General features: G+C 59.8%; 20 protein-coding genes. 10 read left to right on the top strand and 10 right to left on the bottom strand.

Annotated features, from left to right (window positions below; all coding sequences use genetic code 11):
• Positions 1-50 precede the first annotated feature (50 nt).
• The 5 genes from rpsT to recF all read left to right on the top strand — a co-directional run bounded on the left by rpsT (position 51) and on the right by recF (position 4,758).
• On the top strand, positions 51-317 hold the full coding sequence (gene rpsT / locus ACP153_RS15290) for a 30S ribosomal protein S20 (protein ID WP_424971879.1): 267 nt from the start codon (positions 51-53) through the stop codon (positions 315-317).
• A gap of 237 nt (positions 318-554) precedes the next feature.
• A complete protein-coding gene (locus ACP153_RS15285; protein ID WP_424971878.1) occupies positions 555-1,004 on the top strand; it encodes a rhodanese-like domain-containing protein in 450 nt (149 codons plus the stop codon).
• 22 nt (positions 1,005-1,026) lie between these two features.
• On the top strand, positions 1,027-2,409 hold the full coding sequence (gene dnaA, locus ACP153_RS15280) for a chromosomal replication initiator protein DnaA (RefSeq protein ID WP_424971877.1): 1,383 nt from the start codon (positions 1,027-1,029) through the stop codon (positions 2,407-2,409).
• Positions 2,410-2,547: 138 nt separating this feature from the next.
• Positions 2,548-3,666 (top strand): DNA polymerase III subunit beta, encoded by a 1,119-nt coding sequence (gene dnaN / locus ACP153_RS15275; protein ID WP_424971876.1) that lies wholly within the window; start codon positions 2,548-2,550, stop codon positions 3,664-3,666.
• A 6-nt stretch (positions 3,667-3,672) separates the two neighbouring features.
• Positions 3,673-4,758, top strand: a complete 1,086-nt coding sequence (gene recF / locus ACP153_RS15270) for a DNA replication/repair protein RecF (RefSeq protein WP_424971875.1) — start codon at positions 3,673-3,675, stop codon at positions 4,756-4,758.
• Here recF and ACP153_RS15265 read toward each other — a convergent pair.
• From ACP153_RS15265 to ACP153_RS15245, 5 genes are all read right to left on the bottom strand, one after another.
• Positions 4,755-5,858, bottom strand: a complete 1,104-nt coding sequence (locus ACP153_RS15265) for a flagellar basal body P-ring protein FlgI (protein ID WP_424971874.1) — start codon at positions 5,856-5,858, stop codon at positions 4,755-4,757. The two genes, recF and ACP153_RS15265, sit on opposite strands and share 4 nt — an antisense overlap.
• Complete coding sequence (locus ACP153_RS15260; RefSeq protein ID WP_424971873.1) at positions 5,855-6,865, bottom strand: flagellin; 1,011 nt, start codon at positions 6,863-6,865, stop codon at positions 5,855-5,857. Before ACP153_RS15260 ends, ACP153_RS15265 begins: the two co-directional genes overlap by 4 nt.
• A 2-nt stretch (positions 6,866-6,867) precedes the next feature.
• Positions 6,868-8,325 (bottom strand): flagellar hook-associated protein FlgK, encoded by a 1,458-nt coding sequence (flgK, locus tag ACP153_RS15255; RefSeq protein WP_424971872.1) that lies wholly within the window; start codon positions 8,323-8,325, stop codon positions 6,868-6,870.
• A gap of 24 nt (positions 8,326-8,349) precedes the next feature.
• Positions 8,350-9,663 (bottom strand): flagellar hook protein FlgE, encoded by a 1,314-nt coding sequence (locus tag ACP153_RS15250; protein ID WP_424971871.1) that lies wholly within the window; start codon positions 9,661-9,663, stop codon positions 8,350-8,352.
• Positions 9,664-9,746: 83 nt separating this feature from the next.
• Positions 9,747-10,565: a flagellar motor protein MotB gene (locus ACP153_RS15245; protein ID WP_424971870.1), complete on the bottom strand. Its 819-nt coding sequence runs from the start codon at positions 10,563-10,565 to the stop codon at positions 9,747-9,749.
• Positions 10,566-10,752: 187 nt separating this feature from the next.
• On the opposite strand from ACP153_RS15245, the gene ACP153_RS15240 reads away from it, so the two are divergent.
• Positions 10,753-12,555 (top strand): autotransporter assembly complex protein TamA, encoded by a 1,803-nt coding sequence (locus ACP153_RS15240; protein WP_424971869.1) that lies wholly within the window; start codon positions 10,753-10,755, stop codon positions 12,553-12,555.
• Complete coding sequence (locus tag ACP153_RS15235) at positions 12,555-15,809, top strand: translocation/assembly module TamB domain-containing protein (RefSeq protein ID WP_424971868.1); 3,255 nt, start codon at positions 12,555-12,557, stop codon at positions 15,807-15,809. Before ACP153_RS15240 ends, ACP153_RS15235 begins: the two co-directional genes overlap by 1 nt.
• Here the strand turns inward: ACP153_RS15235 and ACP153_RS15230 are convergent.
• From ACP153_RS15230 to ACP153_RS15215, 4 genes are all read right to left on the bottom strand, one after another.
• Complete coding sequence (locus ACP153_RS15230; protein ID WP_424971867.1) at positions 15,806-16,525, bottom strand: rhomboid family intramembrane serine protease; 720 nt, start codon at positions 16,523-16,525, stop codon at positions 15,806-15,808. The genes ACP153_RS15235 and ACP153_RS15230 overlap by 4 nt on opposite strands.
• A 46-nt stretch (positions 16,526-16,571) precedes the next feature.
• Entirely contained in the window at positions 16,572-18,107 is a 1,536-nt protein-coding gene (gene xrtD / locus ACP153_RS15225; RefSeq protein ID WP_424971866.1) for a VPLPA-CTERM-specific exosortase XrtD, read from the bottom strand.
• 176 nt (positions 18,108-18,283) lie between these two features.
• Positions 18,284-20,719, bottom strand: coding sequence for a tetratricopeptide repeat protein (locus tag ACP153_RS15220; RefSeq protein WP_424971865.1), 2,436 nt, complete (start codon positions 20,717-20,719; stop codon positions 18,284-18,286).
• Between the two features lie 143 nt (positions 20,720-20,862).
• Positions 20,863-21,549 (bottom strand): sugar transferase, encoded by a 687-nt coding sequence (locus tag ACP153_RS15215; RefSeq protein ID WP_424971864.1) that lies wholly within the window; start codon positions 21,547-21,549, stop codon positions 20,863-20,865.
• 571 nt (positions 21,550-22,120) lie between these two features.
• Here ACP153_RS15215 and ACP153_RS15210 point away from each other — a divergent pair.
• The 3 genes from ACP153_RS15210 to ACP153_RS15200 are packed head-to-tail and all read left to right on the top strand — an operon-like array spanning position 22,121 to position 25,401.
• Positions 22,121-22,975 (top strand): ExeA family protein, encoded by an 855-nt coding sequence (locus ACP153_RS15210; RefSeq protein ID WP_424971863.1) that lies wholly within the window; start codon positions 22,121-22,123, stop codon positions 22,973-22,975.
• Positions 22,972-24,501 carry a GumC family protein gene (locus ACP153_RS15205; protein WP_424971862.1) on the top strand — a complete coding sequence of 510 codons (1,530 nt, stop codon included), beginning with the start codon at positions 22,972-22,974 and terminating at the stop codon, positions 24,499-24,501. Before ACP153_RS15210 ends, ACP153_RS15205 begins: the two co-directional genes overlap by 4 nt.
• 45 nt (positions 24,502-24,546) lie before the next feature.
• Positions 24,547-25,401: a CpsD/CapB family tyrosine-protein kinase gene (locus ACP153_RS15200; RefSeq protein ID WP_424971861.1), complete on the top strand. Its 855-nt coding sequence runs from the start codon at positions 24,547-24,549 to the stop codon at positions 25,399-25,401.
• On the opposite strand, the gene ACP153_RS15195 is transcribed toward ACP153_RS15200, so the two are convergent.
• Complete coding sequence (locus ACP153_RS15195; protein WP_424972054.1) at positions 25,395-26,162, bottom strand: metallophosphoesterase family protein; 768 nt, start codon at positions 26,160-26,162, stop codon at positions 25,395-25,397. The genes ACP153_RS15200 and ACP153_RS15195 overlap by 7 nt on opposite strands.

The following is a 26,162-nucleotide window of genomic DNA, read 5'->3' as shown; positions in this document are numbered from 1 at the left end:
TCTATTGGAGCGGTTCAGAATTTTACTCGTGACATCAAGTGGGAGGCCTCATGGCCAACTCGCCTCAGGCAAAGAAACGCGCGCGCCAGAACGAGCGTCGCGCTGACGTTAACAAGGCGCGTCGGTCGCGCATCCGCACGTATCTGCGCAAGGTGGAAGAAGCCATTGCGTCCGGGGACTATGCGGTGGCTTCCGACGCTCTGCGCTCGGCTCAACCGGAGCTGATGCGGGGCGTGACGAAGGGCATCGTGCACAAGAACACGGCAGCCCGGAAAATGTCGCGCCTGTCCAAGCGGGTGAAAGCGCTCAGCGCCTGATCGCTCACCCTCAGGTTGAAAAAAAATTGAAAGCGCCTCCGTCCGGGGGCGTTTTTGCTTTTGTGACAGAATTCCCCTTCATTTTATGAACCTTACTCGCGCAATCGAATATCAACCCAGGGTTGTGTAAAGATTCGATGAACGATATCCCCGGAGTCAACAAAGAAGATTTGTTGCGAGACCCGTGGAGCAGTTGATACCCATGTCCCAGCGAGTCACACGGAAGTGAGTTAGAATATGAGCGCGGGCCAAAATCCCGTCGTCGGAGAGGCTGTGCCTCAAGACGTCTGGGACAGTCTCTCACAGGATGCAAACGCGGTGCTCGTGGACGTCAGATCCGCGGCAGAGTGGGCATTTGTGGGCGGCCCCGATCTCAGCGATCTCGGACGCGCGCCCCTTCAGGTTGAATGGGCGACGTTTCCGGGCATGTCTCACAACGCGGACTTTGCGAACCAGGTGCTGGACGCCCTCGGAGGAGCTGCTCCCTCTCAGGCGTTTTTCATCTGCCGGTCGGGGGCACGCTCACTCAGTGCCGCGCAGACCATGGCGCAGACCTTTGCCGCACGCGGTGAAACGGTCATTTGCGTCAACGTAAAAGAGGGTTTTGAAGGAGACCTGGACGACGCAAAGCACCGCGGGGCGCTGAGCGGATGGAAGGCACGTGGACTGTCATGGGTGCAGTCCTAAACACTTATAAAAAGGGCAAAAAATGACCGAAGACACTTGGGGGAGTGTTCAGAATGATCTGCTTAAAACTGTCGGGCAAAACAACTACCTTACCTGGATCGAGCCGCTGAAATTCACTGACTGTCGTGAAGGCGTCGTCCGGTTTGAAGCTCCATCTAACTTTGTCGGGAATTGGGTCGCACGGAACTACCGTGATGACATCCTGCAGCATCTTCTCTCGGCGGGCGTACAGGTGAACCGCATCGAGTTTGATGTGGCGCGTCTTGCGGCCACGGCACGCAGCAACGCGTCCGCGGCGAAGGCGACCGCTCCCGCGATTAAGACTGAGCCGGCCGCAGGCGAAAAGCCGGTTCCCTCCGCATCGCTGCAAAGCGCGCCGCTGGACTCGCGACTGACATTCGAGAACTTCGTGGTCGGCAAACCGAACGAGCTTGCCCATGCATCCGCACGGCGGGTGGCAGAGGGTGGACCGGTCTCGTTCAACCCGCTGTTCCTCTATGGGGGCGTGGGACTTGGAAAGACACATCTGATGCACGCCATTGCCTGGGAAGCCTGCTCACGCAACCCAGAGTTGAAAGTGCTGTATCTCTCGGCGGAACAGTTCATGTATCGCTTCGTTCGCGCTTTGCGGGATCGGAACACCATGGAGTTCAAGGAGCTCTTTCGCTCTGTCGACCTGCTCATGGTGGACGACGTACAGTTTATCGCGGGCAAGGACAGCACGCAGGATGAGTTCTTCCACACGTTCAACTCCCTGATCGACCAGAACAAGCAGATCATCATCTCTGCGGATCGGGCGCCGGGAGAGATCGACGGGTTGGAGGATCGAATCCAATCGCGGCTGTCGAGTGGTCTGGTCGTGGACCTGCATCCCACGGATTACGAGCTGCGTCTCGGGATCCTGCAGCAGCGTCTTCAGGACCATATAGCCAGCGGCGAATCGATCCACATCGATGATGGCGTGCTGGAGATGTTGGCCCAACGCATTTCCACCAATGTGCGTGTGCTCGAAGGCGCGTTGAACCGCCTCTTCGCGTTCTCGTCTCTGGTGGGGCAGCACATCACGATCGATGTGGCGCAAGAGGCTCTTTCGGACATGATCCGCGCGAATGATCGGCGCGTCACCGTGGACGAGATCATGCAAACGGTCTCGAAATTCTACAATGTCCGCATGACTGACCTGCTCGGCCCGCGTCGCACCCGGGCGATCGCGCGCCCCCGGCAGCTGGCCATGTATCTGGCCAAGACGCTGACCACTCGGTCCCTGCCCGAAATCGGGCGGCGCTTCGGTGGTCGTGACCACACCACGGTCATCCATGCGGTCAAACGGATCGAGGCCCTGCGCGAAGAAGACCCTCAGGTGAAAGAGGACCTGCAGATCCTGACCCGGACGCTGCAGGTCTGACCTGAAAACGACAAAGGCCCGCGACGGACAAGCGGGCCTTGACGGCCCCCTCAAACCATTGGAAGTTCGCATTTAGCGCTTGAGCACTGTGCAAGAATGCTTAGGCTCGAGCGCTCCCGGGGGGCATAGGACAACGCTATGAAAATCAGCATCGAGCGGGCCACTCTTCTCAGAGCCGTTAGCCAGGCGCAGTCGGTTGTCGAGCGGCGCAATACCATTCCGATCCTAGCGAATGTGCTGATCGAGGCTGAGGGCGATGCCGTCAGCTTCCGCGCCACTGATCTGGATATCGAGGTTGTGGACCGCGTCTCGGCGCAGGTGGAACGGGCCGGATCGACAACGGTGCCTGCCGTCACTCTGCATGAGATCGTGCGCAAACTGCCCGACGGCGCTTTGGTGCAACTGATCGATGACAGCGCGAAGGGTCGGCTCGAAGTTGTGGCCGGACGCTCCAACTTCTCTCTCGCGACGCTGCCCCGCGAAGACTTCCCTGTAATGACGACCGCCGAATACACAAGCAACTTCGCGGCGCCAGCCACGGTTTTGCGTCGCCTCTTCGAGAAATCAAAATTCGCGATCTCGACCGAAGAAACCCGTTACTATCTGAACGGTGTTTATATGCATGTGGCGGATGGTGAGGACGGGCGCTGCTTGCGTTGCGTCGCCACGGACGGTCACCGCCTCGCGCGGATTGACACTGAATTGCCCGATGCAGCCGAGACCATGCCTGGTGTGATCGTTCCGCGTAAAACGGTCGGCGAGTTGCGTAAGCTGCTAGAAGATGATGATGCGCAGATCGCAGTCTCCGTGTCCGAGACCAAGGTGCGCTTTGCAACACCCGAGATCACGCTGACGTCCAAGGTCATCGACGGCACGTTCCCGGATTACACACGCGTGATCCCCATGGGGAATTCCCGCAAGCTTGAGGTCGATGCTTCAGAATTTGCCAAGGCGGTAGATCGCGTTGCGACGGTGAGTTCTGAACGGTCCCGTGCTGTGAAGTTGGCTCTGGATGAGGATCGTTTGATCCTGTCTGTCAATGCACCGGATAGTGGGGCTGCGGAGGAAGAACTCGCCGTCGCCTATGGGGACGAGCGGCTCGAGATTGGGTTCAACGCCAAATACCTGCTGGAGATCGCCAGCCAAGTGGATCGCGAGAATGCGGTGTTTTTGTTCAACTCGGCTGCGGATCCAACCATGATGCGGGAGGGGGGAGATTCCTCCGCTGTCTACGTTGTCATGCCCATGCGCGTGTAGCAGCGCTTGGTGAAGCTCGCGGTTGAAAGCCTGCAGCTTTCGTTTTTCCGATCTCACAAGTCCCTCATGCTGGATTTGGACCCGAGGCCTGTTGTGCTGCATGGCCCTAACGGGGCCGGCAAGACCAATATCCTGGAGGCGGTGAGCCTTTTGTCGCCCGGACGCGGTTTACGTCGCGCGAAGGGGGACCAACTTGCACGCCAACCTGACAATATTGGCTGGAAGATCACATCGCAGGTCTCCATTGGTGAAACCCATCACCTCATTGAAACCGGGAGCCAAGGTGGCGCGGCGCGCACCGTAAAGATCGACGGGAAATCGAAGCCTCAATTGGAGTTGGGGAAACTGGCACCAGTCGTCTGGCTTGTTCCCGCGATGGATCGTCTTTGGACGGAAGCCGCAGAAGGGCGCCGTCGTTTTCTCGACCGTTTGACTTTGAATTTCTTTCCCGACCACGGAAAGCACGTTCTCGAGTACGAAAAGGCGATGCGGGATCGAAACCGTCTGCTGAAGGACGGTATCTCGGATCCACATTGGTACGATGCGTTGGAAGCGCGCATGTCCCTCGCCGGAGAACAGATCACCTTGCAAAGAGGCGAAACACTGCGGCGCATTGCAGGGGGGCAATCCGAAGCGAGTGAGGCTTTTCCAATCGCTGAACTCGCCTTGGTCGGACCCGAAGGGGATAACCCCCTTGCAACGGCTCCCCATGTTCGCGCGGCACTACAAGATGGACGATCCCGAGACCTTTTGGCAGGTCGAACCCTCTCAGGCCCGCATCGAGATGACCTTTCGGCTATTTTTTCCTCCAAAGGTGTGTCAGCGAGGGATTGCTCGACTGGAGAGCAGAAGGCGCTCCTGATTTCCATCATTCTGGCAGTTGTGCGATCTCTCAAAACAGAGCGCGCCGCTGCCCCTCTTGTTCTCCTCGACGAAGTGTCCGCGCATCTGGACCGGAACCGGCAAAACGCTCTCTATGATGAGATCTGCAGTTTAGGCACACAGGCTTGGATGACTGGGACAGAAGCACAACTTTTTGACGGACTATCGGACCGAGCGCAATTCATTGCCGTCGAAGAGATGCCAGACTAGCGGACCACGAATTCTGCATGTAGAGCGCCAGCTGCCTTGATGCTCTTGAGAATGTCGATCATGTCGCGCGGCGCCACACCGAGAGCATTGAGACCCGCAATCACTTCAGACAGGTTCGTACCCTCTTGGACTTCCGCAAGGCCGATACCGGGCTCACGCTCCAAAGCGACCTCCTGCCTCGGCACAACAATCGTCTCGGCCGTGGAGAAGGGGTTTGGAACCGCGATAACCGGGCGATCCTCAATTCGGATCGTCAGATTGCCCTGAGATACAGCCACTCGCGAGACGCGGACATCCTCTCCCATCACGATCGTGCCTGAGCGTTGATCCACAACCACTCTCGCCCGAAGTTCGGGTTCTACAAGGATGTTTTCGATACGACCAATGGCATGGGCTGCTGACCGCAATCGCGTGCGCGCGATATCAATCTCGACTGTTCCCGCATCGAGCATCAGCGCCACCTGCCGTTCAAAGAACGCGTTGATCGCCGTCTCGATGCGCGACGCTGTGGTAAAGTCCGGCGCTCGCAAGGCCAGCCGAAGCGAGGTGAGCTCTCCAAACTCGAAATCCACTTCCCGCTCCACGCGCGCCCCTGAAGGGATAACACCTGCGGTTGGCACACCGGTGACGACTTCTTCATTCCCGCCTCGCGCGGATTCTCCTCCCGCGATGATGGTTCCCTGTGCAACCGCGTAGATCTCACCGTCCGCCGCGTTCATGGGCGTCATGATAAGTGTCCCGCCCAAAAGGCTTTTGGCGTCGCCAATGGCTGACACGGTCACATCGATCTGACTGCCAGCGCGCGCGAAAGGGGGCAATTCCGCGGTCACAATGACTGCTGCGACGTTCTTGGGGCGAAATTGCTCGCCAGATACGTTCACGCCAAGGCGTTCGAGAATGCTCCCGAGAATTTCCTCGGTGAAGGGCGCGTTTCGGATGCCATCGCCAGTCCCGTTGAGGCCGACCACAAGGCCATAGCCCACAAGGTCATTGCCTCGAACACCATCAAATTCCACCAGGTCTTTGAGACGGATGGGTGTCGCAAACCCCTGGCTTGCAACGCAAAAACACACGAGAACGGCAAAGACCTGCTTGATCATCTCAGATACTCAGTCATGGACAGGCTGCTCAAGCGTGACGTCACTGCATACATCGTTTCGAGCTGCAATGCGACGGCTTCGAGTTGTGTCGCCACCTCGTAAGGGTCAGCGGCGTAGATCTCGTTCAGCGCCATTTGATATGTGTTTTGCTGTGTCTCAAGTCGGCCACCCACACCGTCTAGGAAGGCCTGCTGAGCTCCGAGTTCCGCCTGCAGAACCGAGAGGCCGGTTTCAGAAGTCAGCATCGCCTCCCCGGCTGCGCCGATCAGTTCGGCCTGAAGCTGCGCATCGCCGTCAAAGACACCCCGCGCGACGAGAGCTGCGGTCGCAAATGAAGACATGACTTCTCGGATGGCCGTATCCGCGGCGGTCGCTGACTGTGTCACCTTCTCATCAGGGCCAACCGGAATCGCGGTCATTGGATCATCCGACCCTTGGTAGGCGATCGTCTCAAAGCCGCCTCCGGTATCCGAGAACCAACTTTCGACCAAGGCCAGAGCATCCGTTGGCGTTGCGGCGCCAGCGACCAGAGCCGTCAATTCGTCAAGCATCTCGTTTGCCGAGATCAGTGGAGCCCCATCTGTAGCTGCCCCGCCGAAGACTGACCGCCCTGCGACCGATACATTGAGCGCTGAGATAATCGTAGCGAGTTTCTGTTCCGCGTCTTCTCCAGCCGCCTTGAGCATCGCCGGGTCGGAAACCTCGCTGGACAAGATCAGGTTCGGGCCCGCCTCCACAGCGAGATCATTGACGAGCGTGAGAGACGCTTGGGCTGTATCGAAGAGCAACACCGCCTCGGTCACCGAGTTCTCATAGGCGGACAAGGACTTCAACGAGCCCTCAAGCGCGGAGACCGCACTGAACTCGCCACGTACCTCGGCAGAGATATCCTCTTTCTTACCAGACGACATCTCGTAGGTGAGGGTTCCGAGATTGCTCTTGAGCCGCGTCATTTGCATGCGGTTCGACATGGTTTGGGCGAGGTCACCGATGGATGTTGAAATCATGGTCAGATCCTCAGCAGCAGGTCGAGCATTTCGTCGACGGTTTGAATGACTCGCGCGTTCGCGGCATAGGCGTCTTCGATCACCAAGAGCTTTTGTAGTTCCTGATCGGTGTCGACACCGCCCTCAAGCTCGAGCGTTCGAAGGGCCTCCCATTTGGCGGATGTGTAGGCGACCTCACCTTCAGACGCCTGGCGCGCTGTCCCGATCTTAGAAAGAAAATCGCTGGCCAGATCGGCCGCCGACCGGGGTATGGACGAAAAAGAGCCGGAGGCGGCAACCTTTGGTCCGTTCAAGGCGTCGGAAAGGGAAAGCAGAATGGCCCCCGCCCCAGGTTCGCCCGGGGAGGTTGCACCCAAGCCTGCGCGGAGCCGCCAAGTTTCGCCACCTTGGTCGGGATCAACGAGCGCGTTGATGGAGATGCGCCCGGCCACGCCGGTCTCGAGCGATGCATCAAAGGCTGCGCCGTCATCTGTGAAAAGCCCTGGATCTCCTGGACTGAGCGTTGGATCCACAGCAGTGTCCGCGAAACGTTCGATAAGATCCCGGGCCACCGCATCCACGTCTTGTTGCGCTGCGACAGCCAGCTCGTCGCGCACCTCGAAGAGCGCTTCCAAGGACCCACCTTTCAAGGGATTGATAGTGGCGCTCGTATCGACAGGAGACCCGTTCATCTCCACGTAGTTCAGAGCGCCGCCTTCTACGGTCATCTCCGGAACAATCGCGCCCACATCCTCAAAGGAAAACTCGGCCGCACGTCCATCGAGGAGGACCCCTCCTCCGTCGGAGATGAGGGCGACTTGACCGAAATCCCGATCCACGACATTGACGGGTACGATGCTCGCCACCTGATCAATCAGGACTTGGCGCTGATCCATCAGCGCGAGCGCTTCATTGCCGTTGGCGGTTTGGCGACGGATTTCGTTGTTAAGATCCTCAATTTGCGAAAGAGACGTGTTCAGGATATCCACCTGCGCCGCGATTTGCTTCTCAGCCTCTAGACGCTCCGCTTGAATATCACCGCTCAAGTCGCGCAGGGTGGTGGCGAGGCTATCTGCTGCCGCAACGGCACTGGACAAGCGCGCATCTGAATCCGGTCGACTTGCTGCCTCGATCAACGCGGCATCGAACTTGGCCAGCTCAGACGACAAGGACCCATCATCGCCTGGAAGGCCAATCGCGTTCTCGATGCTCGCATAGTAGCTGGCTTGCGTTGCCGCGCTGGCATAGGCAGCATCAGCGGCGCGGCGGTCTGCCAATACGCTCTGATCTACGCTGCGCGAGATGCCATTGATTTTGACCCCGGCCCCTTGCCCGCCCAGCGAGGCGGAAGAGAGTTCCACCTCGCGCACGCCGTACCCTTCTGTATTCGCATTGGCGATGTTCGAAGAGACCACGGACGCCGCCTTGCTGGCCGCCGTAAGGCCAGAAAGCGCGTTGTTGAGAGCAATTGTAACGGACATGGGTGGGTCCTTTTCTGACGACTATCAGCGTTTGATGTTGGTTGTTTCCTGCAACATCTCGTCGACGGTCTGAATGATCTTGGCATTGGACGAATAGGCCCGTTGGGTCGTGATCAACCGGGTCAACTCGCCCGCGACATCCGCGGTGGATTCCTCGAGAGCAAACCCGACGATGTCTCCAGTCGGGCCATCGCCCGCATCATAGAGAAAGAAGGCGCCGCTCTCGGAGGAGATTGCGTAGGACTGGTTGTCCTTGGCCATCAAACCATTCGGGTTCGGTACATCCACCAGCGGGATCTGGTAGATGGTCCGCGTGGCGCCGTTGTCGTAGATCGCATTCACGATCCCATTCTCGTCAACCCGCACGCCGGTCAGGCCACCCACGGGCGTCCCGTTCTTGTCATAGTCGCTCGAGTAGGTATCCGAGAGCTGGGTCATTTTGGTGGGGACACCGGTGCCGCCAAGACCGCCAATCTCCAGATCGATGGGGCCGCCTGCGACGGTCATGGAAAGCGTTCCGTCTGTGTCGTCATAGGTCCCACCGGAGATCGCGGTCACGGAGGCGAGACTACCGCCCGTATCGCGGCCCGTGTTGAAGACCAGTTCAAACTCCGCGACTACTGCACCATCGGATGCGGAATCGGTAATGGAGAGGGTCCAGGTGTTCGAAGGCGAGCCCGTAGTTGGGATCGAGGGCGTGTAGGTCGCCGTCAAGGTCTCGGACGTGCCGAGATTGCCGAAATACTCCATGGGCATCACGATGGGTTCCGCCCCGGAATTCGCCTTGGTCGCATCCGCTGGCAGGTTGATGTTCAACTCCATCAGCGTGGTAGGATCACCTGCGAACTGGTTGTAGGTCACCTCGATCGGCTCAAGCCCGGCCACGGTATCCCGGGGAAAGTCCGGCACTGTCCCATCGGGGTCCGCGGGCCATCCCATCAGGACCATACCTGTGGTCGTTGTCAGATAGCCGTCCTCGTTGGGGCTGAAGGACCCGGTGGTCATAAGGTTCAGCGGGTAATTCCCATTCGGGTTCTCAACCGCGGCCATGGACGTGACGGGGAGCATACCACTTCCCGCAACAGCCAGATCGGTGGAATTGGAGGTCGCAACCAGGGGGCCACGCTCGTCTATGACGCGCGTTGTGGTCGCCCGAACACCACCGGCAGAATAACTGCCACTGCCATTGTCCGAGATGACCATGGACTGAAAATCCGCCTCGGCCCGTTTGTAGCCATAGGTGGACGAATTCGCGATATTGTCCGAGATGGTCGCCAGACGCGTCGCATTCGCATTAAGTCCGGCAACACCCGCATTCAAAGAAGAAGAAATAGTCATTGTGCGCCTTTCTGCAGCATCGACTCCGATGATCGGAACTTGGAGTCGAAGCTGTTAAAGGCGCCCTAATTCGGCCTCATTTTTTACTTGGAATGATTTGACCTGAGTAAGACAATCTCCAACCTGTTGTTTTGTATTGATATATCCGGATAGGCTGTCGGCTTGCGATCTGCCTGCCCTGAGACCATGACAATCCGCTCCGCCGGAAATCCGGCGTCTTGAAGCGACTTTCGCGCGACATGGGCGCGCTCGGTCGAGACCTCCCACACGTCATTCTCGCGCAGAACGACCGGGCGACTCGGCACGTGGCCGGTCACGGTCAGACCGTTATCGACCACCTTGAACACCTCGGCGACCACCAGCAACAGCGCGGTACCCAGGGGTGTGAGATCATTCGTGCCGGGAACAAAGACCGTCGCCCCATCCTGATCGAACAAGTTGACCACCAACCCACGATCCGTGACGCGGGTGGTGACATGGCGCTTGAGCTGCTCGGCCACATCGCTTTCACCGCTCAACCCCAAAAGATCCTCGGAAAGCGCCTGCAAACGGGCGCCTTCGGCCTCCGCATCGGCACGGGCCGAGGCCGAGCCATTGGTGCGGTCTGTCCCCCCGGTACCACTGCGCGCCAGGGTCATCTCGGAGAAGATATTGTCCCCCCCGAACATCCCCTCGCCACCGCCAGAGATCCGGTTCACCGGGATCGTCGGATTGAAGTAATCCGCAATACCCTTACGCTGTTTTTCGGTCGTTGCATTCAGCAGCCACATCAACATGAAAAAGGCCATCATCGCGGTCACGAAGTCCGCATAGGCAACTTTCCACGCACCCCCGTGGTGGCCGCCGCCCGCGATAACCTTTTTACGTTTGATGATGACTGGTGCGGGAAGGTCCCCACCCATCGCATCACCTCTATACTTCACCCAAGACCGGTTTTAGCCCGTGGCTGTTAAGGCCGACCTAACAGTTCAAATGCGCCCTTTATTGCGCGCGCCTTTAAACCTGCGCTTCAGCTGCCTCAGCCGTTTGCGCCCGCGCCGCGATGGGGTATGCCTTGGATAGAGGAGAGAGGTTAACAGGCAGAATGCAATGGGACCGGTAAGAGGGCGCGTGCAGGCATGGTGTAGTGCCGTTTTTTTGGCGATTGGTCTCGGAACGGCCGGCGTTCAGGCCCAGGATCTGCAGATATCGACCACATTTGTCGATGAAGAGCTGACCGATAGCCTCCGTGCGGCCTCCCTCGTGCGGGTGGTTCTGGAGGAGGAGAGCTCCACCTCACAAGACGTGGTGGCGGCGGCCAAGGCGGACTACAAGCGCTACCTCTCGGTGCTCTATCAAAACGGCTACTACTCCGGCGTGGTGTCGATCCTCGTGGATGGGCGCGAGGCCGCGCAGCTGTCGCCGTTTGAAACGCCGGATCAGGTGCGCACGATCCAGGTCGAGATCGCGCCGGGCAAGCCCTTTACCTTTGGCCGGGCCATCGTGGACCCGACCGCCCCAGGCACCGAATTGCCCGAGGATTTCCGCTCCGGTGTGCTGGCGCGCAGCGGGCTGATCCAGCAGGCCGCGACTGCCTCGGTACAAGGCTGGCGCGATGTGGGGCACGCCAAAGCCGCCCTGACCGGGCAGCGCGTGACCGCGGCGCACCGGGAAAACGCGCTGAATGTAGAGATTTCCATCGATCCGGGCCCACGCTTGACCTTTGGCGAGATGCAGATCCTCGGCAACAAAGATGTGCGCACCGAGCGCATCCGCGCCATGGCGGGCTTTCCCGCCGGGGCGCAGTTCTCAGACGAGGATCTTGAAACAATCCAGCGGCGCATTTCCCGGAGCGGGGCCTTCCGCTTTGTGGTGGTCGAAGAGGCCGAGACCCCCAACCCGGACAATACGATCGACGTCATCGTCGAGTTGCAGGAAGAAAAGCCCCGTCGCCTTGGCTTTGGCGCCGAGATCGGCAGCAGCGACGGCATCTCCGTGTCCGGCTTCTGGTTTCACCGTAACCTTCTGGGCGGCGGCGAGCGCCTGCGGTTTGACGCGGACTTGACCCAGCAACTCGAGGATAGTCAGGAGCTGGAATTCACCTTCGGTGTGTCCTTCCTGCGTCCCGCGGTCTTTGCTCCCGAGGCGGATTTCCGCATGTCCCTCGACATTTCGCGCGAAGCCAACAGCACCTTTCAAGAAGACATCGTGACCTTCGACACGGGGTTCAACTACCGTCTTAGCGACGAGTTCTTTGTCTATGGCGGGATCCGGCTCTCGGCGACAAAGACCGACCTGAAGCCGGGCAACCGCCGGTTCCGGATCTTCGGCACCCCGGTGGGCGCCACCTATGATGATCGCGATATCGTCACGGATGCCCGCTCTGGCGCCTTCATCAGCGGCGAGGTCTTCCCCTTCGTCGGCGAGCGGGACGCGGATGACGGGATCCGCACGACGCTGGATGCGCGCTACTACAAGTCCTTCATCGAGGATGACGCCCTGACCTTGGCCGTGCGCGGGCAATTGGGCAGCGTGTTTGGCGCAACCTCGGGCTCCGTGCCGGAATCTTACCTGTTCTTCTCCGGCGGCGGCGGAACCGTGCGCGGCCAACCCTTTGAATCTCTTGGCGTGATCCGCAACGACACCCTGTCCAGCGGCGAGGGGTTTGCCGGCCTCTCGCTAGAGGCGCGCTACAGGTTCACCGATGCAATCGGCGCGGTCGGGTTCTTCGATTATGGCCGGATCACCGATGGCGACATCTTTACCGGCAATGGTGACAGCCATAGCGGCGCCGGGCTCGGCCTGCGCTATGACACGCCTGTGGGCCCGATCCGCGTGGACATCGCCGCGCCGGTGAGCGGTGACACGGATGACGGCGTGCAATTCTACTTCGGATTGGGGCAAGCGTTTTGATGCGGATTCTGATCACCCTGACCTGCCTGCTCTGGCTTCCACTTGGTGCACTCGCTCAAGACGAGGAAAAGGGCGGGCTGGAAGGGCTGCTCGAGAAGAGCCTGTCATCCGACACCTTGCAAGTGACCGTGGATGGGCTGAGCGGCGCGCTGTCCTCAACCGCCACGATCGAGAGCCTGACTTTTGCGGATCCGACCGGCCCTTGGATGGTCATCGAAGACGCCAAGCTCGATTGGACGCGTACCGCCCTGCTGCGCGGACGGGTTCGCGCCAAGGAGTTGGCCGCCGGGCGTATTACCTTGTTGCGGATCCCGGCTGGCGCGCCCGAAGATCCTGAACTGCCCAAGGCCGAGGCGGAACCGTTCCAGTTCCAGCTCCCGGAACTGCCGGTGTCGATCGAGATCGAGCGCATTGCCGCCGAAGAAATCGTCCTCGAAGAGCCCGTTCTGGGAGAGAAGGTCGTCGCGACACTGGTGGGCGGGCTGACCCTCGCCGATGGGAACGGCTCTATCTCGCTGGATCTGGAGCGGACCGATGTCACGGGCACCTTGCTGGATCTGACGGCGAGCTTCCAGAACAGCAGCGAAGAGCTGGTGGTGATCCTGGATGCCAAGGGACGCGAAGGTGGGCTCTTGTCGCGCAAGACCGGGATCCCCGGGGCTCCGGATCTGGAGCTCTCGGTCACGGGGCGCGGGCTCTTGTCGGATTTCGAGGCGGATCTCCGGTTTGCCACTGCCGATAGCACCCGGTTGGGGGGGATCGTTCGCCTTCTCTCCGCCGAAGCCGAGGGCGCGGACGGGGTCGATCGCACGATCCAGGCGAAGCTGTCCGGGGATATCCGGCCCCTAGTGACCGAGGATATCCAGAGTTTTTTTGGCAGCGAGACCGGGCTCGATTTCGAGACGGTTCTCTTTGCCGACGGCGCGATCAGCATCCCACGCCTGCATCTGCAAAGCGCGCTATTCAACATGCGCACCCGGCTCGCCCTATCCGAGACCAAATGGCCGGAGCAAATCGCCCTGGTCGCACGCTTGGCTGCCGCCGAGGGTGCCCCCGTGCGCCTGCCCGTGCCTGGCACACCGACAGAGCTGACCTCCGCCTATCTGAACCTGTCCTATGATCGCACTGCCGCCTCGGTCTGGTCCGCCGTCATCGCGATGTCGGACCTTACGCAGGGCGAGTTCGAGATCGAAAGCGTCGACCTGCGCGGAGCGGGCGAGCTGACCCTGCCGGAGGGAGAGCAGCTGGGCGCAGTGACTGGACGTCTGAGCGGCGGGGCAGACGGCATCGTCCTCTCTGATCCGAAACTGCAGCGGGCCGCGGGCGATGAAGTGGCCTTCAACGCGGCGTTTGACTGGGAAAAGGATACACCGCTCACAATTTCCGAAGCGGCAATCGCGGCGGGCGATCTGGAACTTAGCCTGCAAGGCCTGTTCGAAAACCTGGCCGAGGGGATCGATTTCGACGGCGGCATCGCCCTGACCGCGCCCAATCTGGCGCGTTTCGCCGAGGTGACCGGGCAAACGTTGCAAGGGGCGGTGGACCTGAATGTCGAGGGCAGCGCCACGCTTCTGAGCGGGATCTTCGATTTGGACGTCACGGGTCAGGGGCGCGGGCTCAGGACTGGCATCGCGGAGGCTGACAGCCTGCTCGGCGGACGCGCAGATCTCGCCTTTTCCGGCGCACGGAGCACGGATGGCATCGCAATCCGCAAGGCAGTTGTGGAAACCGAAGCACTGGATTTGTCGGTCACGGGCAGCGGAACGAGTGCACAAACGGATCTCGATATCTCTTTGGCGCTGGACTCGCTCGACAGGATCGTGCCCGGATTTCCAGGCGCGACCGAGTTCTCTGGCACGGTGCGCAACAGCGGAGGACGCTACGCGGTGGAGGGCAGTGGGTCTGGGCCCGCTGGTTTGCGCCTCAATCTGGGGGGCTCCATCGCCGATGATTTTGCAACGGCCGATCTGGATATTGACGGCGCGGTACGGATGGAGCTGGCGCAGCCCTTCCTGTCACCGCGCACCGCAAGCGGCGCGATCGGCTTCGATGTCTCGGTGGACGGGCCGCTGGGCCTCGACGCGGTTACAGCGACCTTGCGGGTCGAAAATGGGCGCGTCGCGGATCCAACCGTCGGCTTTGCGCTGGAGCAGTTGGGCGGCACTGTCGGCCTCGCCAACAGCACCACAACACTGGACCTCTCCGGACGCGGCAATCGCGGAGGGCGGATTTCCCTCGGGGGCTCCCTCGGACTGACGCCGCCACAACAATCCGCGCTGGACATCGATATCGACCGGCTGCGCTTCGCGCTGCAGGGATTTGTAGAAACCCGGATTGATGGCGCCATTGCCCTGGACGGGCCGCTGGCCGGTGGCGCGGTGCTCTCTGGTGAGATCAATCTGGACGAGACGGAGATCCGCATTCCCGATGGCGGCGGTACAGTTGGAACGCTGGAAGGCATCGAGCATGTCGGCGCTTCCCAAGGGGTGGAGCGCACCCTGTCCCATGCGGGGCTCAAGGCGCAGCCGGAGCCCCCTTCGGCAGCGAGTGCGCCGGGTCCGCCTTTGGGACTCGACCTGCTGATCAACTCGCCCACCCAGATTTTCGTGCGTGGCTTTGGGCTTGATGCGGAGCTTGGGGGCAGCGTCGAGATAACCGGAAGTTCAAACAACCCGCGCCCGGTCGGGGAGTTTGAGTTGCAGCGTGGGCGCCTCGATGTGCTCGGTCAGCGGCTCGACCTGACTGAGGGGGAGATCCTGCTGACCGCCTCCGTGATCCCGGATCTGCGGTTCGTGGCCAGCACGGAAACCGATGACTATGAAGTGGCGGCCATCGTCTCGGGCCCCGCCGATGATCCGGAAATCAGTTTTGAGTCCACTCCGACCTTGCCCGAGGATGAGGTTCTGGCTCGGCTGTTGTTCAATTCCGAAGTGTCCAGCCTGAGCCCGCTGCAAGCGCTGCAACTGGCGAACTCACTGGTCGCGGTGCGCAACGGGACTGGGCTGGGCTTCTTCAACGCCCTGCGCGAAGAGGCCGGTCTCGACGATCTCGACCTAACCACCGAAGAGGATGGGCAAACGAACCTGCGGCTCGGCAAATACATCTCCGATGATGTCTATACCAATGTGAACATCAACAATGAGGGCGAGACCGAGATCGATCTGAATGTCGAGCTCACGGATTCCCTAACGGCGCGGGGTACAGCAGGGACCGACAATAGCAGCATCGGGATCTTCTTTGAGCGGGACTACTAGGCGTCGGGGCTGGGGGGCGGACGACCGGTTGGATCCAGCAGCATCGCCATGATCCAGCCAGCGACAAAGCCGCCTAGGTGGGTCTCCCACGCGAGTTGGCCATCCATGGCCCACCACAGCGCGAGGTTGAGCCCCACCAAGAAAAGGATCGTGCGGAGGACGGGGAGCAAGCCTTCGGAGAAAAGGTAGCGGTCGAGATAATCCCAAGCCACGATGGCGCCCGCCAAGCCAAACAGTGCACCGGACGCGCCGACCATCGGGCGCAGGCTCGAGGTTAGAAGCCAGTAACCCACCGCGCCGCCAAGAATGGCGACGGCGTAGAGGGCCAGGAACTTCAATGTCCCAACCCGTTGGATCACCGCTTTGGCGAGTGAATAGAGCGTGACCATGTTGAGCACGAGGTGGAGCAAACCACCGTGCAGGAACCCATAGGAGAAAAACATCGCATAGGGTTGCAGAGGGTAGTTCGCTTGCCAGCTGCGCAGAAGCCCCGGCCAGAAGGCCAGGTATTCAAGGACCTCGGCGCGCAGACGCGGATGCTCGATCAGGCCCAGATTGGCGATTTGGAAGACGCTCTCGACGGCCACGCAGATTGCGATGATCCCGATGGGGATCAGCATTGGCGTAGATTGCGACGAGGGTTTGATGCCAGACGTGACCGAAGGGGTCTTGAGAGCCGGTGATGGTCTGCTCGTTTCGTTCATCTGGATGCCCATCAGGACCTAACGCCTGATGAGCACCCTAGATGTAAAGCGCTGAAGTTCAAAGAGGAACAAAGCGCGGAAGCTTAACCAGCGTTTCTCCCATGAACCGCTTGAGGCGCGCATCCGCGGCAGCCTCGCTCTCGCCACCCCGAATGGGGGTCACAAAGCGCACCATGGCGCCATCGGTGCGGCCTTCGAAGATCCCGTCATAAACCACGGCGGCCTTTGCAGAATAGTCGTTCGTGAAACGCTCGCCGCGCTGCTCGAACCAGTAATAGACCAGCTGCTTGGAGAGGCCCTTCTGAATCACAGCACGGTTCAGGTTGAACGTACCGTAAGCCGTGTCGGGCAGCGAAACCTCGTAGGGATCAAGGCTGAACACCTCCCAACCGCCGGCAGGCAGACACACCTCGGGCGAATGGATCCCACCGCCTTCAGTCTGATTGTTGTAGAAGGCGACAAAGAAGTTGATCGTCTCTTCGGTCTCACGGTTCACGTAGTTCGCGTTGATGTAGTCGTCGGCCGCCAGAACCTGCTCGATCTGTGTATCCAGAGGCACCTGAACGCCGCGCCACTCGGCGATCTGGCGCGGGAAGATCGCGAAGGGGTCACGCTCAATCGCGGGCGCTGCCCCCGGGTTGATGACGAAAAAGAGGCCGGTCACCAGGATTGCGACTGCTGTGCCAGCCATCATGGCGACCGAGTTCTGAATCGCGAGAATGCGGCCGCTGACCGCACCCAGGCCGTTGAAGTCGAGATCGATCGCCTCGCTCAGCGGCAGCGGGTTCGGTGTCAGACGCTGAAGCGCGATCGCCATCAGGAACAGAATCGCGATGCAGGACCCGAAGATCACCCAACCTTCGAAGAAATGCATGAACCCTTCCGCATGCTGGATCCCGTAGGAGTTCACCATGACGCCGATGATCCCAATGCGCACCGAGTTCATGAAGACCGCCAAGGGGGCGGCCATCAATAGCAGCACCGCCTTATGCCAATAGGGCCCCCGATAGAGGATCGCGAAGAGGTAGGAGAAGGACAGGATCGGGAAAAGGTAACGCAGGCCGGAACAGGCCTCGGCCACCTGGAGTTTATAGACCCCCAGATCAATGATGTTGCCTTCCAGGAACACCGGGACGCCAGCGAGTTGAACGAACCAGACCCCCACGACCGAGGAAATCCCCTGCAGGAACATGGTCATCTGCCAGTACACGAACTGCGGTAGGGGCAGCATGAAGACGAGGTGAAACACTGGGAGTTGGTGGCGAATACCCTGTTTCCAACCAAACACCGTCAGCACCACGCCACCGGTCCAGATGATGAACCCGTAGGTGATGATGTCCGGGATCCGCGCCAGATTGCCGGCGAAAGCAATCAGCAGGCCGAAGGCGATCACCAGAATGCCAGGCCAGCGCTTTTTGACCTCACCCTCCGCAACATTCGGTTTGTCGCGCAATTCCCGCAGGAATAGATAAAGCGAAATCAGAGGGATCAGAGGTCCGTGACTGTATTCAGGCGTGCCCCAAGCGTTGAAGAGCGAGACGAACCCCATCCAGAAAATCGGGACGGAGACCGCCAGCAGAAGCCCGAATGACAAGAGCCCGGGTAAATTGATTGGTAGCCGCGCGCGGCCAGAGTCTATGCTTTGAGTTAACGTCGACATTCGCAATCACCTAGAGGCTAGTACACAAGGGGCCATTCTACACAGATCAAGTCAGCGCCGCGACGTCCCTGTCGCAGCGCCGTTTGTTCATACACGGATTCGTTTCACAATCATTGGCCCGCATTCTCAAGTTTGTTCAACTCTTCACGAGCAATCGTAAATTGCGGACGCGTGTCATTCGGGCCCGCAAGGCTGATCGCCGTCTGCAAGGCTTCTGCGCCCTCTGCCGTGCGGTCCACCGCGAGATAGGTCATCCCGAGATGGAACCGAACCAGCGGATCCTGGGGAAGGCCAGCCACCGCAGGCTCGAGATAGGTCAGCGCTTCATCATAGCGACCGCGCTGATAGGCAAGCCAACCGTAGGTGTCCTGGAAGGCCGGATTTCGTGTCCCGCGCAAGCGCCGGGCAATCCGATAGGCGCGCTCGATGCTGGCCTCGTCGCCACGATGGGTTGAAAGCAAGCTGGCCAGGTTGTTCGACACGATCGTCGAGCGGCTCGAAATCGCATAGAGATCTTCGTAGATCGCGATTGCGCCTTCGATATCGTTGCGCTGTTCAAGGGTCGATGCCTTTGCCCAAAGCAAGTTGGGCCCGTCCGGAAACTTTTCGAGACCCTGGTCGAGCATAATCTCGGCCTCGCCAGGCTTGCCCGCTCGGTTCAAGACGCGCACCAGCTCCACCCAGACACGCTCATTCGCTTCTTCGCGGGAGATCAGATCCCGGTAGGTTTTCTCAGCCACCGTGAGATCCCCAGCGCTGCTTTCCAGAGCTGCATCAAGGAACTGAAGATCGAACCGATCCGGGTCGAGCTCAATCGCTTCCTGCACCAGTGCGCGCGCCTGTTCCACTTCGCCCGCGGCGATGAGCGACTGCACCGCGGCGGTCAAAGCCCTGAAATTGCCGTCTTCGCCCGTGGCAAGCTGCGCGAGAAAGTCGAGCGCGTCCTCAGCTTGGCCCTGTCCGTCAAGGATTGCGACACGAATGGCGTCCGCGGCTTCCGTTGCCTGGGTGTCCTCCAACTGACGGAGGGTCCGTTCCACATGTTCTGCGCGCGACCAGTCTTCCAGGCGAACATAGACATCGCCGAGGAACGCCAGAACCCGCAGGTTGGACGGTGCGCGACGCAGGGCGTTGACCAACACATCCTCAGCCCCGAGCAGCTCGTCCGCCCCCACAAGGAATTGCGCGTAACGCAGGCTTTCCTCGGGCGCGAAGGAAGAGGTATCCGCAGCCAGGCTCAGGAGATCCCGTGCCAATTCGCGGTCGCCGTTGCGCAAATGCGCATTGGCGATCAGAGTCATGATCTGGGGATCATCCGGGGTTTGGTCCAGCGCCGTGCGCAGCAGGCTGATGGCACGTTCGGTTTCGTCCCCATCAATCAGCCAGGCCGCCTGCATCTTGATCGCATCCACATTGCTGGCATCGGCAGCCAATGTCTCTTCGACCAGCTTACGGGCGCCAACCTCATTGCCCGTGGCGAGCAGCATCTGGGCAAGCGCGACCTTAAAGCGGAGCGTATCATTCGATTCCTCCTCCGCATCGACGATCGCCTGCATCTGGGCGATGCCCGTGTCCCGGTCACCGGAATCGAAGATCAGGGACGCTTGCAGCGCTTTGAGAACTGCGGAGTCCGGCGCCTCGACCAGAGCATTCTCCAACTCGTCCACTGCGGCCTGAATGCCGCGCGTGTCGCGCAGATAGCGCACGAAGGCGACATATTCAGACGGATCCTCATCGGTCGGGGACACGATGCTGCGGATGAAGGCTTCGGCCTTCTCCGGCTCGCCACGCTGCTGATAGAACTGCAGGACGAGACGGCGATACCGCTCCACATCCGGGAATTGCTTTGCCAGGGCAACGAGTTGCTCTTCGATCCCCTCCATATCCCCGAGCTGTTCGAGCGCGGCGAGACGGAGCATATAGAGCTGCTGCTCCTCCGGGTAATAGCTGAGCGCGGCATCCACACGTTCCAGCGCCAGATCGAAATCCTGCTGCCAGATGGCCCCATCGATGAGGACATTATGCAGGTTCAGCTCTTCCGGAGCTTGCTCCAGCATTTCGAGCGCCGTCTCCAACAGAGCCGCACGCGTCGAATCGTCATTGGCCAGTCCGGATTCGCGGTAGCGCACCACAAGATCGACAATCTTCACGCCGAAATCATCTGCGGCGAGCTCATTGGCGCGGGTCACATGCCGTGTGGCCTCTTCCCACTGGCGCCCTTCGATGGAGAGATTCGCGAGCGCAAGACGCCCTTCGAGGTCATCGGGATACTGCTCAACCAGACGCAGATACTGCCCATAGGCTTCCCGCGTCCGACCCATCTCGCGCACGGTTGCCGCATAGAGCGCGCGCGCGTCGCGATGGAAGCCATTCAGGTTGAAAACATTACGCAATTCAACCAGAGCACGGTCCGCATCCCCAGCCTCGATCAACTCAAGGCCTTTCTGGTAATGCTCCTCCGCGCGCTCTTCCGCGGTGTCACAGGCAGCAAGCGCCGCGACCCCAAGGACGCCAATCATCAGGCGAACCGAACCAGTTAATCTCATACAACCACTCTCCACAATTCTACCCGGCGTTTCCGCCCGCCGTTCTTGCCAGTGTAGCAGTGCAAGTATGGTCTATCCACGGCAAGAACTGCACGAATTCGTGCAGCTCTGCGACATATAGCGACCGAACCCCTAAGGGTTTATTAGTACCCGGTGCAGCGGAAGACGACGGAGAAGGTCTGCTTCAGGATCCGGATGTCTTCGCCGAGGGTGATTTTCTGCTCATAGAGATCGTCGAACTGAGCGCGACCGCGGAAGCTGCAATCGTTGCGGTCCGAAATCTGCCAGGTGCCAGTGATGCCGGGGCGCATGCGGTAGTAGGCCTCGCCGGGATACATCTCACGCTGGGCTTCCATCATCGGGCGCGGGCCCACGAGGGACATGTCGCCGGTCAGGACATTGATCAGCTGGGGCAGTTCATCCAGCGAGCTTTTGCGGAGGATCCGGCCAACGCGCGTGATGCGCGGATCGGATTTCAGTTTCTGGGTCGTGTCCCACTCTTCGCGGGCTTCGGGGTTCGCAGCGAGATAAGCTTCAAGCTTCTCATCCGCTTTCGGAACCATTGTGCGCAGTTTCCAGAGGCGGAAGCTCCGACCGTTCAGGCCCACACGAGACTGCCAGTAGAAGGGGTTGTGTCCATCAAGCGCGACCAAAGCCGCGAGAAGAAGAATGACAGGCGCCACGAAAACTGCCGACCCCACAACAAGGGCAAGGTCCAGAAAACGCTTGCCTGCGTTGCGGTAGAGACGGTTCGTGGAGGAGGCTTTGGTCCCTACTGCAATCGCGGAGACCGGGGTGCTACCTGAAATGTCGTTCGCTCTTATCGTCATGGTACTCTTCACTCACCATTCAGCGTCTGCAGAAATTCGAGACGCGCCACACACACTGATCTTTGAAACTCTGTAGATCGTTAAGACAGCGCTAACTAAGCACGTGTGGCGGAGTCTGCCAAGGCCCACGGATCGCGATATCGCGCCCGAAATCATCGTAATATCCTGTTTTTACGAACAAAAGTGACCGTTAAACTTGATTGTAAATTTTATAAGTGCATGGTTAAACTGCCGCTACGTCGGCGTTTGTTGTTATTTTTGGGCGAATTTGGAATATTTTCACGCTACGGCGCAGCGTGCCCAAAGCGTGAGCCGACGAATCACGGGATCGGTGATGTTCTGAAAACGAAGCGTGCGCAACGCGAGTATTGTTGCAGAATGCTCCTGCCAGTGCTCGGACGACACGATGCTGCGCAAAATGCGCACAACCGACGCCTCCAGAGCGCATTTCGCTGTTCTTTAACCCTCGGAGACTACAAAGAACTCCAAAGATCGGGGCGTCTTCCTATATGGTAGATGTGGGCCGCCTGTGTTCTGGCCCCGTGTTGATGGAAAGAATGAGTGTGTATCGATGTCCATGAGCGGCTTGTATTCGGATTATTTCGGGCTCCGGGAGCGGCCCTTCAAACTGCTGCCCGATCCCGACTTTCTGTTCTGGAGCAAGATCCACAAGCGCGCCTATGCCGTCATGGAATACGGCATCCTCAGCAGCGCCCCGATCACGGTTGTCACCGGCGAGGTTGGCGCGGGCAAGACTACTCTATTGCAGCGCCTGCTGCGCTCCATCGACGACATGGTCACGATCGGCCTGATCTCCAATGCGCAAGGCGGGCGTGGCGAGCTTTTGAAATGGGTGTTGAACGCGCTGTCAGTGCCGTCCGAACCCACGGATGACTACGTCGAACTTTTTCAGCGTTTACAGGACTTTCTCGTCTCCGAGTATGCTGAGGGGCGCCGGGTCATCATAATCATAGACGAGGCGCAGAACCTGTCCTCCGAAGGGCTCGAAGAGCTCCGGATGCTGACCAACATCAACTCGAACAAGGATGAAGTGCTGCAGCTGGTTCTTGTCGGCCAACCGCAGCTGCGCAAGATGATCATGCATCCGGATCTGCAGCAATTCGCGCAGCGTGTCTCGGCCTTCTACCACATCCCTGCCATGGACCGGGAAACTGTCGGGGAATACGTCGCGCATCGTATGAAACATGCTGGCGGAACGGGCACCGAGTTCACGGATCAATCGCTGGACAGGATCTACCAGGCGAGCGAAGGCGTACCTCGGCTGGTCAACAAGCTCTGCGACTTTGCGTTGCTTTACACCGCAACAGAGAATCGGCAAGTGGTCACCGCAAGCGCCGTTGATGAGGTTCTCTCCGATGGCATCTTCATCGGAAACTTTGACCAAATGGGCGAGGCGGCAGAATGAACTTTAGCATACATTATATTCTGTCGGTCCTGTGGCGCCGGTTCCCGATCTTCATCGCGGTCGCCGGTCTGTCGATCGTTGCCTCGGCCTATATCTCCAAGCAGCTGCCGACACGGTACGAAGCCTCGGCCCGGCTCCTGCTCGAAGCGGGGCAGATCCCGGATGAACTCGTCACCACGCTGAGCAATACGGGTGCCCAGGAGCAGCTCGAAGTGGTGCAACAGCGTCTGTTGACCCGGGCCAACATGCTCGACATTGCGGACCGCTTCGACGTGTTCCCAAATGCCTCGCAGATGAGCCCGGATGAGATCGTCCGGAACATGCGCGACAAGAGTGTGATCCGCCTGACCACCGGTCGAAACCGCGCGACCCTGATGTCGCTCTCCTTCGTGGATGATGTGGCGCAGACCACATCCGATGTGGTCAATGAATACGTGACCCTCATTCAGCGTGAAGACAGCCGGCTGCGCACAAGCCGCGCCTCCAATACAGAGGAATTCTTCAAACAGGAGGTCGATCGGCTGTCCGAAGAGGTCGATCAACGCACCGCCGCCATGCGGGAGTTTCGGCTCGAAAACATCGACGCACTGCCCGAGACATTCGAGTTCCGTCTGGAGCGTCTCGCAGATCTACAAGAGCGCGCAACGGCCTATACCCGCGACATCCTGATCCTCAACGAACAGCGCAAGCAGCTGGTGGATGCCCTCCCCGTGGGCCGCAGTGACCAGCAGCTCGAAGGCAGCGAAGCGCTGACGCGCGAGCAAGAGCAGGTCGAAATCCTGCGCCAGGAACTGGCGGAAGCCATGGAAACGGCCGGGGAAACCTCGCCCCGTGTGCGCATCCTGCGTTCTCGCATCCAGCAGGTTGAAGGGGTGATCCAGTCCCTAGGTGGACAAAGCCCGACAGACGACCCAACCGGTTCGCTGCAATCGCAGATCGAGCAGATCGATGCCCAAATCGAGTTTCTGCGCGAGCAGCTCGAGTTGACGAACACGCAGGTCGAGGAAGTCGAAGGCACACTTGATGAGACGCCTGGCATCTCCGTCACACTCCAAGGCCTGACCCGTGACTACCAGAACGTCCAGCAGCAGTATAACGCCGCGGTCGAACGCCTCCATATCGCGCAAACCGGCGAGCGGATCGAGCTTGCGGCGCGGGGGCAGCGCATCACTGTGCTCGAACAAGCGACCACGCCCACGGATCCCTCCAGCGCGTCCCCGATGCTGGTCTTTATCGGCGGGTCCTTTGCCGGGATCGTCTTGGGCCTCGGCCTAATCCTTTTGCTGGAGCTGTTGGACCGCACCGTTCGGCGCCCGGTTGATCTGGTCAAGACCCTCGGCATCGCGCCACTTGCGACGTTGCCCTATGTGAAGACACGCCGCGAGGAAGTGATGGAGCGGAGCTTGAAAGCTGCGATCGTCATCCTGGTGATCATCGGCATACCGGTCGCGCTCTATGCTATCCACATGCTGTATCTGCCGCTTGATCTGCTGGCAGATCGCGTCCTCAACAAGATTGGTGTGTAGAGACCGCTTTGGTGGCTCCGCGCTGAGATGTAAGGAACTAGTCGAATGGAAAAACTTCAGGCAGCGCTGGAAAAAGCGCGCGAACGGCGCGGGGATGCCCCCGTCTCCAGCGGCATCGTCGAGAGCGATGCTGCGGCCCCGTCCGCACCGCGTGAACGCGGCGCGTCAACTCTGGACCAACGCTGGGCGGCTCTGGAAGAGTTTCAAACCGACCCCGCGCATCTGATCAAGAACCGTGTGTTCTCCGCAGGCTCAAAACAGTCCGAAGCGGCAAGTTTCGATGTCTTGCGAACCAAGGCTCTGAAGCAGATGGAAAAGAACGGCTGGCGCCGTTTAGCCGTAACCTCGGCCAATAGTGGCGCCGGGAAGAGCACCGTTTGCTGCAACCTGGCAAGCTCCATCGCGCGCCAACGTTCTATCCGCGCCATCCTGATGGATCTGGACATGCGCCGCCCAGCACTTGCAGACATTCTCGGCGTTAAACCCACCGGCACGGTCGCAGATGTCCTGAACGGGAGCCTCCCGTTTGAGCAGCACGCGCGTCGCCTTGGGCCCAATGTCGCCCTGTCTCTGAACGCACACCGCGTGAAAGACCCATCCGATGTGTTCCTGAACACCTCGACGACCGAGACCGTTAACCGGATCGAGGCTGAGTATAAGCCGAGCATCATGCTCTTCGACGTGCCGCCGATGTTCGTGAATGACGATGCGGCTGCCTTCTTCACCAATGTGGACTGCGTTCTGATCGTTGCGGATGCTGAGCGCAGCAAGGTCGCGGATCTGGATCGGTGCGAAAAGGAAGTTGCGGATCATACCAATGTTCTCGGCATGGTGCTGAACAAATGCCGCCATTCCGACGAAGGCTATGGTTATGGCTACAATAGCGGCGAGGCCTACTGAGCCGCGCCGCCAACAGTCAAAAACCGGCTCTCCCCGCCGTCACAGCGCACGGCGCTCAGCAAACCGCTCTTGTACGCACCTGTATCGACAGCGATACGCCCGGGCCCAATTTCCGCCTGCGGAACAACCGTGTGACCGTGGATTACCCAGATTCCGTCCCGCCGCGGTGTTGAGGCTGCTGTCGGGCGCCCCCAAAGAACCCCTCGTGCAGCCTGCATTTCCCAACTTGCTTTCGGATCGGCCATGCCATGAACGCAACCAGCGGTCCCACTCAAGAAAGACAGGGGCAGCCCACGCAACCAGTCGACCAACTCTTGCCCCATGGCCCGCTGCAAACGATCCCGCAGATCCTGTAGCGGGGACACGCCTTCCGCCGGATCACGTCGCGCGGGATCAAAGTCGCTGATGGTTTCCATCCCACCATTGCGCAGCCACATCTCACCGGCCAACGGATCCTCCAGAAAAGACAGCAACATCTGCTCGTGGTTTCCCATGAGGCAATTCACCCTGAGATGCCCGACGCGCAAACCGCACAGGCGCCGCAACACCGCAGCACTTTCGGGACCCCGATCGATATAGTCCCCCAGAAAGACCAGATCCCCTTCGGCTCCGGCTGCATCTATCTCAATGGCGTCGATCATCTGCTCCAGAAGATCGGCCCGCCCATGAATATCCCCAACGGCGTAAAGCAGCCGATCCGGCATCACAGGGCTCAGCGCAATCTCTGGCTTCTGCGATTTCTTCCGGAAAAACGACAGCAT

Source organism: Dinoroseobacter sp. S76 (assembly GCF_049801095.1).
Taxonomy (GTDB): Bacteria; Pseudomonadota; Alphaproteobacteria; order Rhodobacterales; family Rhodobacteraceae; genus Dinoroseobacter.
This window is presented reverse-complemented; position numbering and strand designations above follow the sequence as displayed.

Excerpts from the sequence above, each read along its gene's own strand:
- rpsT (WP_424971879.1), top strand. The coding sequence starts at position 51 with ATGGCCAACTCGCCTCAGGCAAAGAAACGCGCGCGCCAGAACGAGCGT.
- ACP153_RS15210 (WP_424971863.1), top strand. The coding sequence starts at position 22,121 with ATGTCCATGAGCGGCTTGTATTCGGATTATTTCGGGCTCCGGGAGCGG.
- dnaN (WP_424971876.1), top strand. The coding sequence starts at position 2,548 with ATGAAAATCAGCATCGAGCGGGCCACTCTTCTCAGAGCCGTTAGCCAG.
- ACP153_RS15200 (WP_424971861.1), top strand. The coding sequence starts at position 24,547 with ATGGAAAAACTTCAGGCAGCGCTGGAAAAAGCGCGCGAACGGCGCGGG.
- ACP153_RS15250 (WP_424971871.1), bottom strand. The coding sequence starts at position 9,663 with ATGACTATTTCTTCTTCTTTGAATGCGGGTGTTGCCGGACTTAATGCG.
- ACP153_RS15220 (WP_424971865.1), bottom strand. The coding sequence starts at position 20,719 with ATGAGATTAACTGGTTCGGTTCGCCTGATGATTGGCGTCCTTGGGGTC.
- ACP153_RS15285 (WP_424971878.1), top strand. The coding sequence starts at position 555 with ATGAGCGCGGGCCAAAATCCCGTCGTCGGAGAGGCTGTGCCTCAAGAC.
- ACP153_RS15205 (WP_424971862.1), top strand. The coding sequence starts at position 22,972 with ATGAACTTTAGCATACATTATATTCTGTCGGTCCTGTGGCGCCGGTTC.
- flgK (WP_424971872.1), bottom strand. The coding sequence starts at position 8,325 with ATGTCCGTTACAATTGCTCTCAACAACGCGCTTTCTGGCCTTACGGCG.
- dnaA (WP_424971877.1), top strand. The coding sequence starts at position 1,027 with ATGACCGAAGACACTTGGGGGAGTGTTCAGAATGATCTGCTTAAAACT.
- ACP153_RS15195 (WP_424972054.1), bottom strand. The coding sequence starts at position 26,162 with ATGCTGTCGTTTTTCCGGAAGAAATCGCAGAAGCCAGAGATTGCGCTG.
- ACP153_RS15235 (WP_424971868.1), top strand. The coding sequence starts at position 12,555 with ATGCGGATTCTGATCACCCTGACCTGCCTGCTCTGGCTTCCACTTGGT.
- ACP153_RS15245 (WP_424971870.1), bottom strand. The coding sequence starts at position 10,565 with ATGGGTGGGGACCTTCCCGCACCAGTCATCATCAAACGTAAAAAGGTT.
- ACP153_RS15265 (WP_424971874.1), bottom strand. The coding sequence starts at position 5,858 with ATGATCAAGCAGGTCTTTGCCGTTCTCGTGTGTTTTTGCGTTGCAAGC.
- ACP153_RS15260 (WP_424971873.1), bottom strand. The coding sequence starts at position 6,865 with ATGATTTCAACATCCATCGGTGACCTCGCCCAAACCATGTCGAACCGC.
- ACP153_RS15230 (WP_424971867.1), bottom strand. The coding sequence starts at position 16,525 with ATGGGCATCCAGATGAACGAAACGAGCAGACCATCACCGGCTCTCAAG.
- ACP153_RS15240 (WP_424971869.1), top strand. The coding sequence starts at position 10,753 with ATGGGACCGGTAAGAGGGCGCGTGCAGGCATGGTGTAGTGCCGTTTTT.
- ACP153_RS15215 (WP_424971864.1), bottom strand. The coding sequence starts at position 21,549 with ATGACGATAAGAGCGAACGACATTTCAGGTAGCACCCCGGTCTCCGCG.